The 16,022-nt window shown below is 37.6% G+C and carries 10 protein-coding genes; 7 read left to right on the top strand and 3 right to left on the bottom strand.

Features of this window, described 5'->3' with window-relative positions:
- The first annotated feature begins 12 nt into the window (after positions 1 to 12).
- Positions 13 to 1,566 carry an arylsulfatase gene (locus GQR87_RS10060; protein ID WP_158968948.1) on the top strand — a complete coding sequence of 518 codons (1,554 nt, stop codon included), beginning with the start codon at positions 13 to 15 and terminating at the stop codon, positions 1,564 to 1,566.
- Positions 1,567 to 1,632: 66 nt separating this feature from the next.
- Here GQR87_RS10060 and GQR87_RS10055 read toward each other — a convergent pair whose 3' ends face one another.
- Positions 1,633 to 3,747 (bottom strand): SHOCT domain-containing protein, encoded by a 2,115-nt coding sequence (locus GQR87_RS10055; protein ID WP_158968946.1) that lies wholly within the window; start codon positions 3,745 to 3,747, stop codon positions 1,633 to 1,635.
- Positions 3,748 to 3,859: 112 nt separating this feature from the next.
- A complete protein-coding gene (locus GQR87_RS10050; RefSeq protein WP_158968944.1) occupies positions 3,860 to 4,726 on the bottom strand; it encodes an AraC family transcriptional regulator in 867 nt (288 codons plus the stop codon).
- A gap of 122 nt (positions 4,727 to 4,848) precedes the next feature.
- Here GQR87_RS10050 and GQR87_RS10045 point away from each other — a divergent pair, with 122 nt between their 5' ends.
- The 6 genes from GQR87_RS10045 to GQR87_RS22640 are packed head-to-tail and all read left to right on the top strand — an operon-like array spanning position 4,849 to position 14,595.
- Complete coding sequence (locus tag GQR87_RS10045) at positions 4,849 to 6,234, top strand: c-type cytochrome domain-containing protein (RefSeq protein WP_158968942.1); 1,386 nt, start codon at positions 4,849 to 4,851, stop codon at positions 6,232 to 6,234.
- Positions 6,235 to 6,238: 4 nt separating this feature from the next.
- Complete coding sequence (locus GQR87_RS10040; RefSeq protein ID WP_158968940.1) at positions 6,239 to 7,402, top strand: 6-bladed beta-propeller; 1,164 nt, start codon at positions 6,239 to 6,241, stop codon at positions 7,400 to 7,402.
- Positions 7,402 to 10,599 (top strand): DUF1553 domain-containing protein, encoded by a 3,198-nt coding sequence (locus GQR87_RS10035; RefSeq protein ID WP_158968938.1) that lies wholly within the window; start codon positions 7,402 to 7,404, stop codon positions 10,597 to 10,599. Before GQR87_RS10040 ends, GQR87_RS10035 begins: the two co-directional genes overlap by 1 nt.
- Positions 10,600 to 10,621: 22 nt before the next feature.
- Positions 10,622 to 12,028, top strand: a complete 1,407-nt coding sequence (locus GQR87_RS10030; RefSeq protein WP_233267448.1) for a DUF1501 domain-containing protein — start codon at positions 10,622 to 10,624, stop codon at positions 12,026 to 12,028.
- Positions 12,029 to 12,037: 9 nt separating this feature from the next.
- Positions 12,038 to 14,389 carry a glycoside hydrolase family 2 TIM barrel-domain containing protein gene (locus tag GQR87_RS10025; RefSeq protein WP_199271714.1) on the top strand — a complete coding sequence of 784 codons (2,352 nt, stop codon included), beginning with the start codon at positions 12,038 to 12,040 and terminating at the stop codon, positions 14,387 to 14,389.
- Positions 14,329 to 14,595: a hypothetical protein gene (locus GQR87_RS22640; RefSeq protein ID WP_199271748.1), complete on the top strand. Its 267-nt coding sequence runs from the start codon at positions 14,329 to 14,331 to the stop codon at positions 14,593 to 14,595. Before GQR87_RS10025 ends, GQR87_RS22640 begins: the two co-directional genes overlap by 61 nt.
- A 53-nt stretch (positions 14,596 to 14,648) precedes the next feature.
- Here GQR87_RS22640 and GQR87_RS10020 read toward each other — a convergent pair whose 3' ends face one another.
- Complete coding sequence (locus tag GQR87_RS10020; protein WP_158968936.1) at positions 14,649 to 15,506, bottom strand: DUF1080 domain-containing protein; 858 nt, start codon at positions 15,504 to 15,506, stop codon at positions 14,649 to 14,651.
- Positions 15,507 to 16,022: the final 516 nt, after the last annotated feature.

The following is a 16,022-nucleotide window of genomic DNA, read 5'->3' as shown; positions in this document are numbered from 1 at the left end:
CTAAGGAACACTATGAATATAAAAATGCAAAAACCATTGTTAGCTTTAATTACAGGTGCCATTTTAAGTGCCTGTAATACTACAACTAGCGAAACGATGGTTTCAAATCAAAACGCAGATAAACCCAATATAGTCATCTTTTATGTAGACGATCTCGGTTACGGTGACTTAGGCGTTTATGGTGCCAAAGGTGTAAAAACACCCAATGTTGATGCCTTAGCTGCCAATGGCATCCGTTTTACTGATTCCCATAGTTCGGCAGCAACCTGTACCCCTTCTCGTTATTCCTTGTTAACTGGTGAACACGCATTCCGTAAAAAAGCTAAAGTTCTTGAAGGTGATGCTAAAATGTTAATTGATCCAGGCCAACCTACTCTAGCGTCTTTAGTTAAAAAGGTCGGTTATAAAACCGCTGTAATTGGTAAATGGCATCTAGGGCTAGGTGATGGCATTAAACCAATCGACTGGAACAAAGACATTAAACCAGGTCCTCTAGAGATAGGTTTTGACTATAGTTTCTTATTGCCTGCTACTGGCGATCGTGTACCTTCAGTTTATTTAGAGAATCATACAGTACAAAACTTATCAGTTGATGATCCGTTAAGTGTAAGTTACGTAAAAAAGATAGGTAACCGTCCAGTGGGTCGTGAACACCCTGAATTATTACGCCAACCTGCAGATAATCAGCATGCTGACACTATCGTTAATGGCATCAGTCGTATTGGATATATGCAAGGAGGAAAATCAGCTGAATGGAAAGACGAAGAGTTTTATTCTGTGTTTACTAACAAAGCCAATACTTTTATTGCAGATAATAAAAACAACCCCTTCTTCTTATTCTTTTCTTTCCACGACATTCATGTGCCACGTTTACCCAACAAACGTTTCCAAGGTAAAAGCAGCATGGGAGTTCGCGGTGACGCTATTGTGCAAATGGATTGGATAACAGGCCAAGTTGTCAATCAATTAAAAGAGCAAGGGATACTTGATAACACCTTAATTATATTCACCAGCGACAATGGTCCAGTATTAACTGATGGTTATGATGATGAAGCGATTCAATTATTAGGTGAGCATAAACCTGCAGGGCCTTTTAGAGGTGGCAAATATAGTGCTTATGAAGCAGGGACTCGTATGCCAACTATCGTGCACTACCCAAATAAAGTTAAACCTGGTGTAAGTGACGCATTAATGAGTCAAATTGATGTATATGCATCTGTTGCCAATATGTTGAATATTCCTATGGCTGACAATGAAGCTATCGACAGTGAAATCCATACTGCCGCTTGGTTAGATCATACTCAAACTGGACGTACACAATTAGTCGAAGAGTCTTATACTCTGTCTATACGTGTTGGAGACTGGAAATATATTACACCTTCAAAAGGTACGAATGATTGGATCCGTGATAACAAAAATATTGAAGGAGGTTTCCAATCTAGTGAGCAACTATATTACTTGGTTGACGACATGGCAGAGCAACACAATTTAGCCAACAGTAATCCTGAAATGCTGAGCAAACATAAAAAGATTATCGAGAGCGTGATCAATAAAACCAAACGTTAAACGACATCTTTTTAGCATAAAAAAGCCAGCTATTATGCTGGCTTTTTAGTATTAATGGAGTTGGTATTATTGTAATAATTTAGATTTGGCCACAGTAAACTCTTCATCAGTTAACAAGCCTTGTTGATGTAAATTCGCTAACTTTTCTAAGGCATCAACCACTTCAGTTGATATTATTTCAGCTGTAATATCATCCTTATCTGTGGGTTTATCTTGTGCCAAAGGCGATATGTTGGGGTCAACTGAAATCTTGTCTTGTGAGTTATGACGACTAAATTGCGGTTTTGTAGGAGTTACAATATACCTGGGCGTCTGGTAGATTTTTTCAGATAAAGTAACCGAGCGTTCTTCAGTATTATTGGGATTGATTTGGCGAGACAGTTGCCAACAAAAATCCATAATAATATCAATTACATCAGGATACTTTGCACCGGTGGTTCTACGTTTTCCTTTTCTAAAATAGAGACATGCAGTGACTTTTTCTTTTTTAGTCGTCAAAATGAGTTCGATTGTTCTAGTTTTACAATCTAGCATTTTTTCAAAATGTTCTTCAGCAAATAACTCTCTTAAATCTTGTTCAATTGCATTACTAAAAATGTGTTCTGCTTGACCATTAACCATGGCAATAACCTGATGATTTAACAAGACTTCACATCCGGTTATAGCAGTTAGATCTATAGATTTTATAGGCTCTCGTTGCTCTGATAGATAGAGAAAAATTTTGTTTGAACTGGATTCATATTTTAAACGAAACAAGTTCTTCTCTAGCTTGTTAACGCCATTTTTATTATTCCTACTTTTTCCATAAATCAAAACTACAAACAGCAGAACAGCTACCAAGATTATATACAAAAGGTAATTTCTAGTGCCTGTATCACTCTCTACTTGGCTAGGAATAGCAGGATCAAGCAGTTTTTCTTGGGGTTCTTGTAAGATATATAAACTTGCATTTTTCATATCAAAAATAAATATGTGACTATTTTCATCTTGTTCAAGATCAACAAAGGCAGGTGTCAGTAAATTATTTGTTGTAAGAATTTCTGCACTTAATGCTGGTTCATTATTGTTTATCGACGAATAATTCAACAACCATTTACCATCATAAGAAGACAAAAATATAAAATGATTTTTAAGGGTTAAAAATTGACGCCCCTGATAAAGCAAAATTGTAGGCATCACATCATCTTGCTGTTTTAGGTGATTTTGCGCAGAGTCTGCCAAATAATTATCCCCTAGTTGCAATTTACTCAACCAATACTGCTCATTATTATGATGCTGTACAAAGATTTCTCCCTGTTTATTCTTAACCCAAAAGTATTGTTCGATCTTGTCTAAACCCGTCACCACTATTTCGTCATTTATTTTTGTGTCTTTGATAAAAGGATTATCCGAAGGGATAGTGTAATGACTATCACCAAAATCTTGAGGATGAATACGTAAAATTGAGCCCGAATATAAAGGGTAATGTTTCAGTTCGTATGATGCGTTTAAAGAAAAATATAATTGACCATAATCCCTACCCCATGACTTTTGATAGGGATCAAATGAAAGTCTGTTAATTCCTTCATCTAAACTTTTAATAGGAATACTGAGTATTTCTCTTGCAGAATGAATATCAATTTCTTGTTTATCAAAATCATATTGCCAAGCAGTAATAACCGTTTCATAATAAAAAACAGTCTCAATATTGTCTGGTAGAGATACTGCATGTTGTTTTGGCTGAATCAATTTAGCGTTGTGTGCAGTGTATAAAGTGGCATAACCTAACTCTTCAGGACGAATAAAGCTGGGATGTAATGTAATTGATGAAAGGCGAATAGCAGCGCTTTTATTGGTACTTGTATTTATGTTTAAAGCTAACTTTTGCTTATTTGAATTACTTTTATCTAATAAATAAATATAACCTTGATCATTGGCCACAAATATTTGTTCGTCTTTAGCCGGGGAAAGAATTGGCTCTAGCCAGACTAAATCATCTTGCTCTTTATTTAGTTCATTAAAATTAGTTAACAACTGCAACTGGTATTGTTTCGCAGAAACTATTTTGCTAAAAAAGAGAGTACTTATAAATACCGTTAAAAAAGTAGCTTTAAAATACCTTTTCCATCGATTTTGTTCTGCGAGATTATCCATAAACTTCTTAGCAGCCAAGGCGTTAATACAATGTAAATATTTTTTCATTGTATTCTGTTATTTCCAATAATTAAATAAAAAATCAAGGTTTTACTCTCAAAAAAAGCTCAGTGAAAGACAAGCTTAAAACGTTTATAAAGAGTAAAATACTAACCTTAGTTTATTTATTAGCAATTAAATACTCTTTTCTGAAAGCACTAGGAGATAAACCTATCTCTTGTTTAAATACCCTAGAAAAGTAGAAAATATCGCAAAAGCCACATTGCTCAGCAATCTGTTCAACATTGACATTAGCCAGCAACAGTTTTTGTTTAGCTAGTGCGATACGTTTTTGTAGAATATATCGTTTCGGCGATATATTAAAAGCGGCTTTAAACTTACGAGAAAAATGTTCTGGAGTAAAGTTGGCCGCTTCAGCCATATCTTTCACATCTGGCGCATTCACTACGTTTTCATTAATTAAAGCTAATGCGGGTAATAGAGATTGATGACGAAAGGTATGTAGCCCTTTGTTTGTGCGCTCAAATTCTTGCATCAGGGGATCTAACAATGACAACAACACACGTGTCCGAGCAAAAGTTGTTCTTGGACTATCTGATTTACACAAAGAAACTAACTGTAAAAAAAAATCCTCTATACCAAGTAAGGCCGAACAATCTATGGCCGTAGATTCGCCGTAAAGCATAAATAAATCCAGGCCGGTATCTATTTGAGCTTGAAAATGTACCCACACAAAATCAATTTCACCCACACAAGAATGTGATACTAGTTGATAGGCGGGGATCAGATACATGTGCCCTGGTTTTAATTGGATTTCTTTATCTTTAAATTTTAAAACTCCTTCTCCAGCCCTAACATAATAAAGTCGGTTATAATGATTAATAAACTCACTGCCAGCCCATTCTTCACCCATGCGCATATCAAACGCGGCAAAAACATGAAATTGAGTCAAACTGAACACTTCATCAGGCATTAGGTTTTCCCAAACAAAACCACCCGAACCTGTCTCATATCTATCTGGAATCATAAAATCATTAACTTTAAGTACATAATTATCAATAATACACAAAAAGGCATCAAGTTTCACCCTACCTTAGTTGTTAAATTTTACTTAAAATAATTTACATAATTAAACAACTATTATCATTTATGGACATTATCCAATTTTTCGGCCGCTTTCATGTTCTAGTATTACATTTGCCTGTTGGTATTTTGATGTTAGCTGCCTTGCTTGAAATATATACCTCTATCAAACAAAACCAACGTAACCCACTACTCAATGTCATTTGGTTTTGGGGTGCTATATCTGCAATAGCAGCTTGTGTTCTTGGCTGGATGCTTTCTCAAGGAGAAGGGTATTCAGTAGATGCGGTATTTATTCACCGCACCTTTGGCATACTTACAGCCGTCACAGCTATCATCGCTTTTGTTTATTTCACATTCGTTAAAAGTCATCTTAAAACAGTCGTTTGGATTTTATCTATCGGCCAACTATTTTTGCTATTTAGTACTGGTCATTATGGGGCGAATATGACCCATGGTGAAACCTATCTGGTAGATAAAGCACCGAACATAGTACGTACTATATTGGGCTTTGAAAAACATGCCATTCCACGAGGAAAAATAACATCCCTAGAGCAGGCTGATGTATACCTAGACGTGATTGAACCTATGTTACAACAACGTTGTGTGAGTTGTCATAACGACAGTAAACAAAAGGGCAAACTTAACCTTAGTAATATTAATGGATTACTTAAGGGTGGTAAGTCTGGTAAAGCCATAGTCGCTAATGATTTAAATCAAAGTGAACTGTATCAACGTATTACCATGGATCACGAGAAAAAAGGCTTTATGCCGGCTGAAGGTAAAACTCCATTAACCGATGAACAAACTAGAGCTATAGCTTGGTGGATACAAACTGGCGCCCCAACCGAAGGTAATGTGACCGAATTTACTATTGCCAAACAAGACAAAGAGATACTCAATAAACTGTTTGGTTTAAGTAGCAATGGATTTAACTTAGTACCAATCGAGCCTATCACGGCAGAACAAGAGCAAGCCTTAGAAGATACAGGCTTTATTATTAAACGTTTGTCTCAAACTAACCATTATTTAGATTTAGACTTATCTGTAAAAAGGCAGCCATTAACAGATCCAGCTATTCAAGCCTTATTAGCTGTAAAAGAACACGTTGTCTCTCTAAATTTACGTAATAATCAAGTAACTGATGAACAATTACCAGAGATTGCTAAATTAACCAATTTACTAAGACTGAGACTTGAACGAAATAAAATAAGTTCTTCAGGCGTAAGTGCCCTCTCCTCTTTATCTAAACTTAGTTATTTAAATTTGTATAAATCGAATGTGGATGATTCGGTACTTCCCATATTAAACACCTTCAATGCTCTTGAAAAAGTGTACATAGGTGAAACCAATGTCACTGCTGAACAAATAAATGAGTTTTCGAAAAAATCAAAAATAACTGTTCAAGGTATTGCACCAGTCCCCACTTCAACCCCAAATAAAGAGGCCTAAAACTATGGAACATATTAATCAAAGCAAACGCAGTTTTATGCAAAAATCCACTAGTTTAGGTGCAACCCTGTTAATGGCGGGTATGGCTAGTTCATCCAAAGCCCATGAGCCTGAGAAGAAACCATTACCCAAAGCTGGCCGTGATCTCGCTCATGGAAAAATTGTTGGTCATGGCGACTTTAAATACAAAGTTAATATGTTATGGGGCAACTTAGATCCGAGTAAAGTGCCAGTTGAAAACTGTCATGGATTAGACTTTGACTCCCAAGGCCGGATTGTTATGGTCACAGATAGTGACGTGAATAACTTTATTATTTACAACCAAGATGGCAAGTTAATTGATGCTTGGGGTACACAATATCCTGGCGCCCACTCGGTCAAGTTGTCAAAAGAAAACGGTGAAGACTTTATCTATATAGTCGATTGTGGCTGGGTGTTAGATAGAAATCGTCCAGACAATCAGTGGAAAAATAAATGGTATAGACAAAGTGGGTTTATCGCCAAACTGACCTTAGACGGCAAATTAGTTTATACCATAGGACACCCTGTCACTTTAGGGATATATACCCCTGAAATGCGTTATCAACCTACTGATATTTGTATCGCCCCTAATGGTGATTTGTATGTCACAGATGGTTATGGTTCAGATTTCGTCATTCACTATGATCACAATGGAAAATATATTCGCCACTGGGGTGGCCATGCTAACCAAGACAAAAACTTAAATTTGAAAAATACCCATGGTATTGGTGTAGATACCCGAGATCCAAATAACCACCACTTGTTAGTGAGTTCACGTGCTGAGCGTCAAATCAAAAAATACAGCCTAGATGGTCAATTATTAGGGGCCATAGAATTACCAGGTGCTTATGTGGGTGGCCCGATATTTAAAGGGGAGAACTTTTACGCTCCTGTTTGCTGGTCGCATATCGATAATAAGATGACGCCAAATTCTGGGTTTATCACCATTTTAGATAAAAACAATAAAGTTGTTTCTAATCCAGGTGGTACACAACCTGTATATAAAAATGGTCAATTACAACCCATGCAATCAACCTATGATGTCTTTAATCATTGTCATGCTGTGTGTGTAGATGACGATGAAAATTTATATGTAGGGCAATGGAACGCCAACCAATGTTACCCAATTAAATTGGAGCGGGTGTAATGAAATCGACTTACTTATTAAGCCTAATTTCTACTAGCCTGTTACTAACAGCTTGTAGTCAAGAGCCAGAACAAACTTTTGCCGAACCATTACCTGAAGTAGTGGATTTTAACTTTCATGTTAAACCTATATTATCTGACACTTGTTATCTTTGTCATGGGCCAGACAAATCAAACGCAAAAGCAGGACTCACATTATCTAATTTTGCAGATGCCACCAAACACATTACCGATAATGGTGTCCCCGCATTAATTCCTGGCAATGCCGAAGATAGTGAAGCATTTCAGCGTATGATGTCTGATGATGAAAATGTCATTATGCCACCGCCTAATTCACATCTAACGTTATCATCAAGAGACAAAGCCATTATCAAAAAATGGATTAATCAAGGGGCTGAATATAAAAAACACTGGGCTTTAATCACGCCAGAAAAAGTTAATTTACCGACACTTAAAGAGCCAGAATGGGCAAACAATGAAATTGATCATTTTATTAGCAAAAAGATCGAAAACAAAAACCTAAAAGCTAACAGCCAGGCAGATAAAGAAAGCCTAATCAGACGTCTTAGTTTTGATTTAACTGGTTTGCCGCCTAGTACAGAGCAATTAGATGAATATCTAAACAATGACAGTCCAAAGGCCACCTCAGAATTAATTGACAAGTTAATCGCCTCTCCAGCTTTTGGAGAAAGGTTAGCCACTGAATGGTTAGACGTAGCTCGTTTTGCTGACACTCATGGCTACAGTATGGATTTTTATCGTGATATGTCCCCCTACAGAGATTGGGTGATTGAGTCATTTAATCAAAATCGTCCTTTTGACGAATTTATCACTTGGCAAGTAGCTGGCGATTTATTACCCAATGCTACCCAAGAGCAAATATTGGCCACAGCATTTAATCGGGTGCATGCACAAAATGGTGAAGGTGGCATAGTCAACGAAGAATTTAGAGTTGAATATGTAAAAGACCGGGTACAAACAATAGGCACAGGTTTATTAGGTATGACAATGCACTGTGCCCAATGTCATGATCATAAATACGACCCAATTAGTGCCAAAGATTATTATTCAACCTTTGCATTTTTTAATAACTTGGATGAGTCAGGGCAAATATCCTACGATCCAAATGATATGCCTGTCCCTACGTTAATGTTGCCTACTGCGGAACAAAAACAAACAACAGAGCAGCTAAATGCGCAGGTAATTGAATTAGAAAATAGCTTAAAATCTTTCAAAGCTGTCAATCCTGAATTTAAGCAATGGCTTGACAAAAATAATGGCACTGTCAGTAACAAGGGCGACGATGCACTCATCGCCCAGTTTGATTTTGATTCAAAAGACAGCACAAAAACCATACATAACAAAATAGACAAAAAAGCGTCGGGTAAGGTTATGTTTGGTGGTAAACCGAAAAAGACCAAAGGCCCTGAACTGGTTCATATAAAAGATACCAACAGAAGTGCCATCCAGTTGAACGGAGACGACATATTATTCTTCCCAACTTTAAATGGCTATAACAGAGCAAAACCCTTTAGTTTAAGCATAGATGTAAAAATCCCTGAAGATGCAAAGGATGGTGTACTTGTTCACTATAACAAAGCCGGAATTTTATATAACTTTAAAGGCTTTGATTTAGGTATAGAAGAGGGGCATTGGATGGTACGTTTTGCCCACAACTACCCATTTAACGCCATCAAGATAGATGCAGTTCAACCCGTCATCCGTGAGCAGTGGACTAACGTGGCGATAACATACGATGGTTCATCTAAAGCCAGCGGTGTGAAATTGTATATTAATGGCGAATTGGCCCAAACTGTTGTTGAAAGAGATAATTTATACAAAGAAATCGAACATACCAGAACATCAGTAAAAGATGAAATGGGTCTAAAAGTAGGTGCTAGGTGGCGTAGTAAAGGACTGCCTAATGTATTGGTTGATAACTTTAAAGTTTACAACCGAGATTTGACACAAATCGAAATGCATAACGCTTATTTAGGCCAGCCTGCTACGCAAAACATGGATGAGTTATTAGCCTTATTTAACCGAACCGTAAACAAAGACTACATCAATACATCTAATCAATTACAAGCATTGCGTCATCAACAAAACCAGATGATTGAACAGTTTCAAGAAGTCATGGTAATGAAAGAAATGGACAAGCCAAGACAGGCCTATTTATTAGAAAGAGGTGGCTATGCTAATCATGGCGAAAAAGTATCACCAGGCGTGCCTGAACGTTTCTACCCTTACGATCCTGCTTGGCCTAAAAACAGGCTCGGCTTAGCTAAATGGCTAACAGCACCTAAACATCCATTGGTTGCTAGAGTGATTGTTAACCGTTATTGGCAGCTGATGTTTGGTACAGGTTTAGTTAGAACACCTGAAGACTTTGGTAACCAAGGTGAACTACCGACCCACCCTTTATTATTAGATTGGTTAGCCGTTGAGTTTATTGAATCAGGTTGGGATGTTAAACACATGATTAAACTCATGGCATCTTCAGCAACCTATCAACAATCGTCTAAACCTAGTCAACAAATAAAGGAAATCGACCCTGAAAATCGTCTATATGCTTATGGCCCTAGTGGCAGATTAAGTGCCGAAATGATCCGTGATAACGCACTAGCAGCCAGTGACTTATTAATCGATAAAATTGGCGGAGAAAGTGTCAGACCCTATCAACCTAAAGACATATGGAAAATGAACAATAAAACCTATGAAAGAGGCCATGGGGAAGATTTATATCGTCGTAGTATGTACACCATATATAAACGAAGTGCACCACCACCTAACTTAATGGCTTTTGATTCACCATCAAGAAGTTACAGTGTAGGCACAAGACAAGAAACGAGTACACCTTTGCAAGCATTAGCGTTATTGAATGATCCACAAATCATTGAAGCTTCTAAGGTCTTGTCGGCTCAACTTATGACTGAATATGAGTTACCCAAAGATATATTGCGCCAAGCTTATCGCAAGATCACCAGCCGCACTCCTTCAGAGCAAGAATTAACGATTATTGAACAAATGTATCAACAGACTTTAGCTGACTTTACTAATACTCCTGAGCAAGTCACTCAGTTATTGGATGTAGGTGACAGTAAGGTCACTGAACAACAAAACACTGCAGAACTTGCTGCATTGACATCTGTGACAAACATTTTAATGAACCACGACGCAGCCGTCATTAAACGCTAAGGCAAAGGTAGAGGATAATATTATGGATCGCAGAAACTTTTTACGTCACAGTTTATTAGGCGCTGGAGCATTAGCAACGGGTATGCCTAATCTAGCCATGGCACAACAAGCTAAAGATTTAGGGGGGCTACTTGGTAGCCCGCATATTCAAGCTAAAGCTAAACGTGTCATATTTTTATTCCAAAGTGGCGGCCCGTCACAACTGGAAACCTTTGACTATAAACCTATGCTCGATAAACGTCATGGTGAAGAACTGCCTGCTGAAGTACGTGGCGAACAAGTATTAACTGGTATGAGTGCGCAACAAAGTTCTTTCCCTTTAGCTCGTAGTGTTTATGATTTTAAGCAACATGGCGAATCGGGAGCCTGGGTCAGCGAGTTACTTCCTCATACTGCGAAAATAGTGGATGATTTATGTATCGTGCGTTCTATGCATACCGACTCAATAAACCATGATCCTGCTATTACTTTCATGCAAAGTGGTTTTCCAATTGCCGGGCGCCCAAGTATCGGCGCTTGGGTGAATTATGCCTTAGGCTCTGATAATCCTAACTTACCTCCTTACATTGTAATGGTATCGAGCAATGGTGGCGGACAACCTTTATACGCGCGATTGTGGGGCAATGGTTTTTTACCTTCCATTCACCAAGGTGTGCAATTTAGAGGTGGAGCTGAGCCGGTCTTGTATTTAAATAACCCTCAAGGGGTTTCTACTGCATCAAGACGAGATCTATTTAAACATTTCAAAAATCTACAAGATTTACAATATCAACAATGGCAAGATCAAGAAATTCAATCTCGGGTTGCTCAATACGACATGGCTGAGAGAATGCAAGCTTCCATCCCTGATGCCACAGATATGTCAGATGAACCAGATTGGGTGTTTGATATGTATGGTCCTGATTCGAGGATCCCTGGCACCTATGCCGCCAATTGTTTATTAGCCAGACGTTTAGCTGAACGTAATGTTAAATTTACTCAGTTATTTCATCAAGGATGGGATCAACATGATTACCTTCCAGGTGGCATTAAAAACCAATGTAAAAATACTGATCAAGCATCAGCCGCTTTAGTACAAGACTTAAAACAAAGAGGTTTGTTAGATGACACCTTAGTGGTTTGGGGCGGAGAATTTGGCCGAACAAATTATTCTCAGGGTAAACTGACAGACACTGGATATGGCCGAGATCATCATCCTGGCTGTTTCACTATGTGGATGGCAGGCGCTGGCGTTAAACCAGGGGTCTACGGTGAAACCGATGAGTTTGGTTATAACATTATTAAAGATCCGGTACATATTCACGATTTTCATGCCACATTATTACATTTGATGGGGGTTAATCATGAACAGTTGACTTACAAATACCAGGGTAGAAGATTCAGGCTAACGGATGTTCACGGTAAAATTGTAAAAGGCATATTGTCTTAAGGAAATAGAATGTCTCATGCCGTTAAATATTTACTGCTGATTATCAGCATATTTATTGTCAGTTGCACTAGTCAGGTATGGCATAAACAAGTGCAAAATCAACGACAGGAGATAGATTTTAATTTTGCTTGGAAATTCAGTTTATCAGCTGATGATACAGCCTATCTTGCTGAGTATGACGATAGCCAGTGGCGCGAAGTTCGATTACCCCACGATTGGAGTATAGAAGCTGATTATGCTGAACAAGGTAGAGCCGGTGCTACTGGGTATTTACCCGGTGGCACAGCTTGGTATCGAAAAACATTCACCACACCTAATGACAGTAACAAGACTCAGATAGTGTTTGATGGCGTGTATAACCATTCTAAAGTATGGGTAAATGGCTATTTTTTAGGTGAACGACCTTATGGTTATGCGCCTTTTTATTATGACTTAACTCCCTACTTACACACTAATGGTAAAAAAAACGTACTTGCCGTTTTTGTAGATCATTCTCGTTATGTAGACTCTCGCTGGTACACAGGCTCAGGTATTTATCGAAATGTTAAATTAATTTCAACTAACAAGACTCACATTCCTATTTGGGGTAGCTATGTCACCACGCCTGATGTCAGTAAATCACAGGCCACTGTGTTAGTTAAAACCACTATTCAAAATGACGCCATTACCAACAAAAAATTAATGGTAGTAACTGAACTAAAAGATGCCGCAGGTAATATCCTAACGACAGTTGAAAACCCCGTCACTGTATCAAGCACTGACGGCACTAAAATCAACCAAACACTTGATGTAAACAACCCTGAGCTTTGGAGTCCTGACTCCCCTACTCTTTATTCAGTGGTCATCCGTTTAAAAGAAAACGGAAACATATTAGACAGCAATACAGTCTCCACTGGCTTTAGGTATTTCGTTAACGATCCACAGCAAGGATTTTTCTTAAACGGAAAGTCTATGAAAATTAAAGGCGTCAACATTCATCACGACGGAGGCTTAGTAGGGGCAGCCGTGCCTAAAGGCGTATGGAAACGTAGATTACAAACTTTAAAAGACGCAGGTGTCAACGCCATTAGAACAGCACATAATCCTGCGTCTGCCGAATTCTTAGATCTGTGCGATGAAATGGGCTTTTTAGTTCAAGCTGAAGCGTTTGATGAATGGGATAACCGTAAAGACAAACGTAAAAACTTTAACCAAACAAGTGAACTGGATTATATTACCCAAAGTTATAGTCAATATTTTGCAAAGTGGGCAGAGCGTGATCTAAAGGCCATGCTTTATCGGGATCGTAATCATCCTTCCATATTTCAATGGAGTATAGGTAATGAAATTGAATGGACTTACCCAAGATATACTAGCGCTACTGGTTATTGGGATAAAAACAATTCAGGGAAATATAACTACTACTGGGATGAGCCCCCCTACTCTCAAGCAGAAATCGAAAAACGTTTTAATGCCTCTGCCGTAAAAGGCGCAGAATTAGCCAAAACAGCAGCTAATTTAGCGAAGTGGACCCGAGAAGTAGATACCACTCGCCCCATTACCGCTAATTTAGTCACGCCTTCGGTTAGCCACTTTTCAGGTTATGCTGAAGTGTTAGACGTTATTGGTTATAGCTATCGTCAGTCCATTTATGAAAGGGGCCATCAACACTACCCCAATAAAATGATTATGGGCACAGAAAATTGGGTGCAGTGGCATGAATGGCAAACCATTTTAGACAAAGCTTATATTCCAGGTATTTTTGTCTGGACGGGTATTAATTACCTTGGAGAATCAAACGGAGATTGGCCCACTAAAGGGAGCGGCTCTGGCATGTTAGATTTTGCTGGGTTTACTAAACCTAGTTATCACATGATGAAAAGTATTTGGAGCGACGAACCTCATATATATATCACTACACAACCCCTAGCCGATTCTGCATATCAAGTAGTTGATGATAAAGTTATTGAAAAAGAGTCCGGAAACTGGAAGCAAGTTAAATGGGGCTGGCCATCAGTTAACCATCATTGGAATTATTCAAATAATGAAAATATCGCTGTAGAGGTTTACACCAACCAGCCTGGGGTTGAACTATTTTTGAACGATAAATCCTTAGGGGTACGTTATTTAAAAGATAATCCAGATCACATACTGAAGTGGTCAGTACCTTTCAACCAAGGAAAGTTAACAGCCAAAACTGTCAATGGAAAGTACAGCCATGAAATCAATACGGCTGGCGAGCCTGTGGCGGTAAAATTGTCTGTCGATAAACCTGTGCTGAATGCAGATAATTATGATGTTGCACATATTACCGCTCAACTATTACCGCTCAACTTATCGATGAAAATGGCTTCTCCGTTTATCACAAAAATAAACAGATAGAATTTAATATTAGTGATGCACTTAGCAATCTAGGCGTAGATAATGGGGCTTCTGATAATATTCAAAAACACCAAAACAATAAACTCACTACCCATAAAGGTCGAGCATTATTGATTGTTCAAAGTAAGAATAAAACCGGAAAAGCAAATATTACTGCTTCATTTGATACAGCTAGAAAAGCGACTGTAAATATATTAATTAAATAATTTTTATAAATAATAACAGGCTGAGACAAAAATAATGACTCAGCCATTATTATTTAAAAAGCAGGGATTGCTTTTAAATCTTTTATTTTTATATCACGATAAAAAATTTCGGCCCCTTCAGATTGAATTTGTAATTGGCCTGATGTTAAGGGATTACCCTGTTTATCTTTGGATTGTGCAATCACCATGACCACCTCACCATTTACAGAAAAAACGGCATCATCACCCACAACATATAAGTCGACTTGATTCCAAAGGCCGTTAGCATAATCAGGCTCGTGTGACGCATGACTATACCCCGTGACTTTTGATAAATACTGTCCCTTAGGATCATAAGTTTGTTTACCACCTTGTGTAGCTGTACGGATCACCCCACTCGGCCCAGACAAAGGAATGTAATCACCAAAATCTTTTTCTTGAATTTGCATTTCTTGACAAGCTTTCCATACTTTCCAAAATGCGCCATGTTCTCCTTTACAATGAAATAAGACGCCAGAGTCACGTTTAGCGTTTAATCTAGGAGCCCACTTTTTCTCACCCCATTTAACTTGCAAACTTAAATGGTAGTTTTCAAACTCTTTTAATGTGGTTAAACCGCCATAAATTTCACCAGTAATATGTAAAACAGGTTTGCCATCTTCTTCAATGACACTAAATACATTTTTTATGTCATTATTTAAACCTAAGGCATTACTAGGATCGCCATGCACATTTAGGTTGCTTTCGGTTACTGTACCTGCCGGTAAACCTTTCACTGAATCATGAGGGATCCCCATCCACAACTCCCACTGACTTAAATCTTTATCAAGTAAATCAGTCCATTCGTTAGTTAAATTACTTGCTGAATTAGTCGTTGACTGGCAAGAAAGTAAAAATAAAGAACCAATTATCAATAAAGCAGTATTTTTCATATGTAAATCCATTATGTAGTTATATTTTTGTTAACACAATGTTGGAGTATATCTCCCACATACGTAAATTAAAAGGCTAGATGGAAGCTAAAACAAGGTTTTAAAGTGAGAAGGTGCAACTACGGCATTAGTACATACAAAAAGAATAATTTATATAAGAATCATAAAGAAAAACTCTTCAAAAAGTAAAAATTTAATTTTTTTTATTGTTAAGCAAAAAAACACAGTTAATTGTAGATATTCAACAAAGAGGCATTACCAATTAAAAATAAATATAATAAAAACATACTCTTAATATAAACCAACCACAAAACATATGTTCTCAATGTTAAACTTATGTATAGAACAAAATTTAATTCCCAGACAAACGTACACAACTAGATTTAACAAGGGATTTACAAATCAGTAAAACACAAATACTATGAGTGCATATAAAAAACACTTTTTATATGTAACTCAATAACAACCACAAAAACCATGATGTTAATAAACAATGATTTACTTCTTAACAGTTAT

It is taken from the genome of Paraglaciecola sp. L3A3, from assembly GCF_009796765.1.
Taxonomy (GTDB): Bacteria; Pseudomonadota; Gammaproteobacteria; order Enterobacterales; family Alteromonadaceae; genus Paraglaciecola.
Note: the sequence above shows the minus strand (reverse complement) of the source record. Positions and strands in the feature narration are given on the sequence as shown.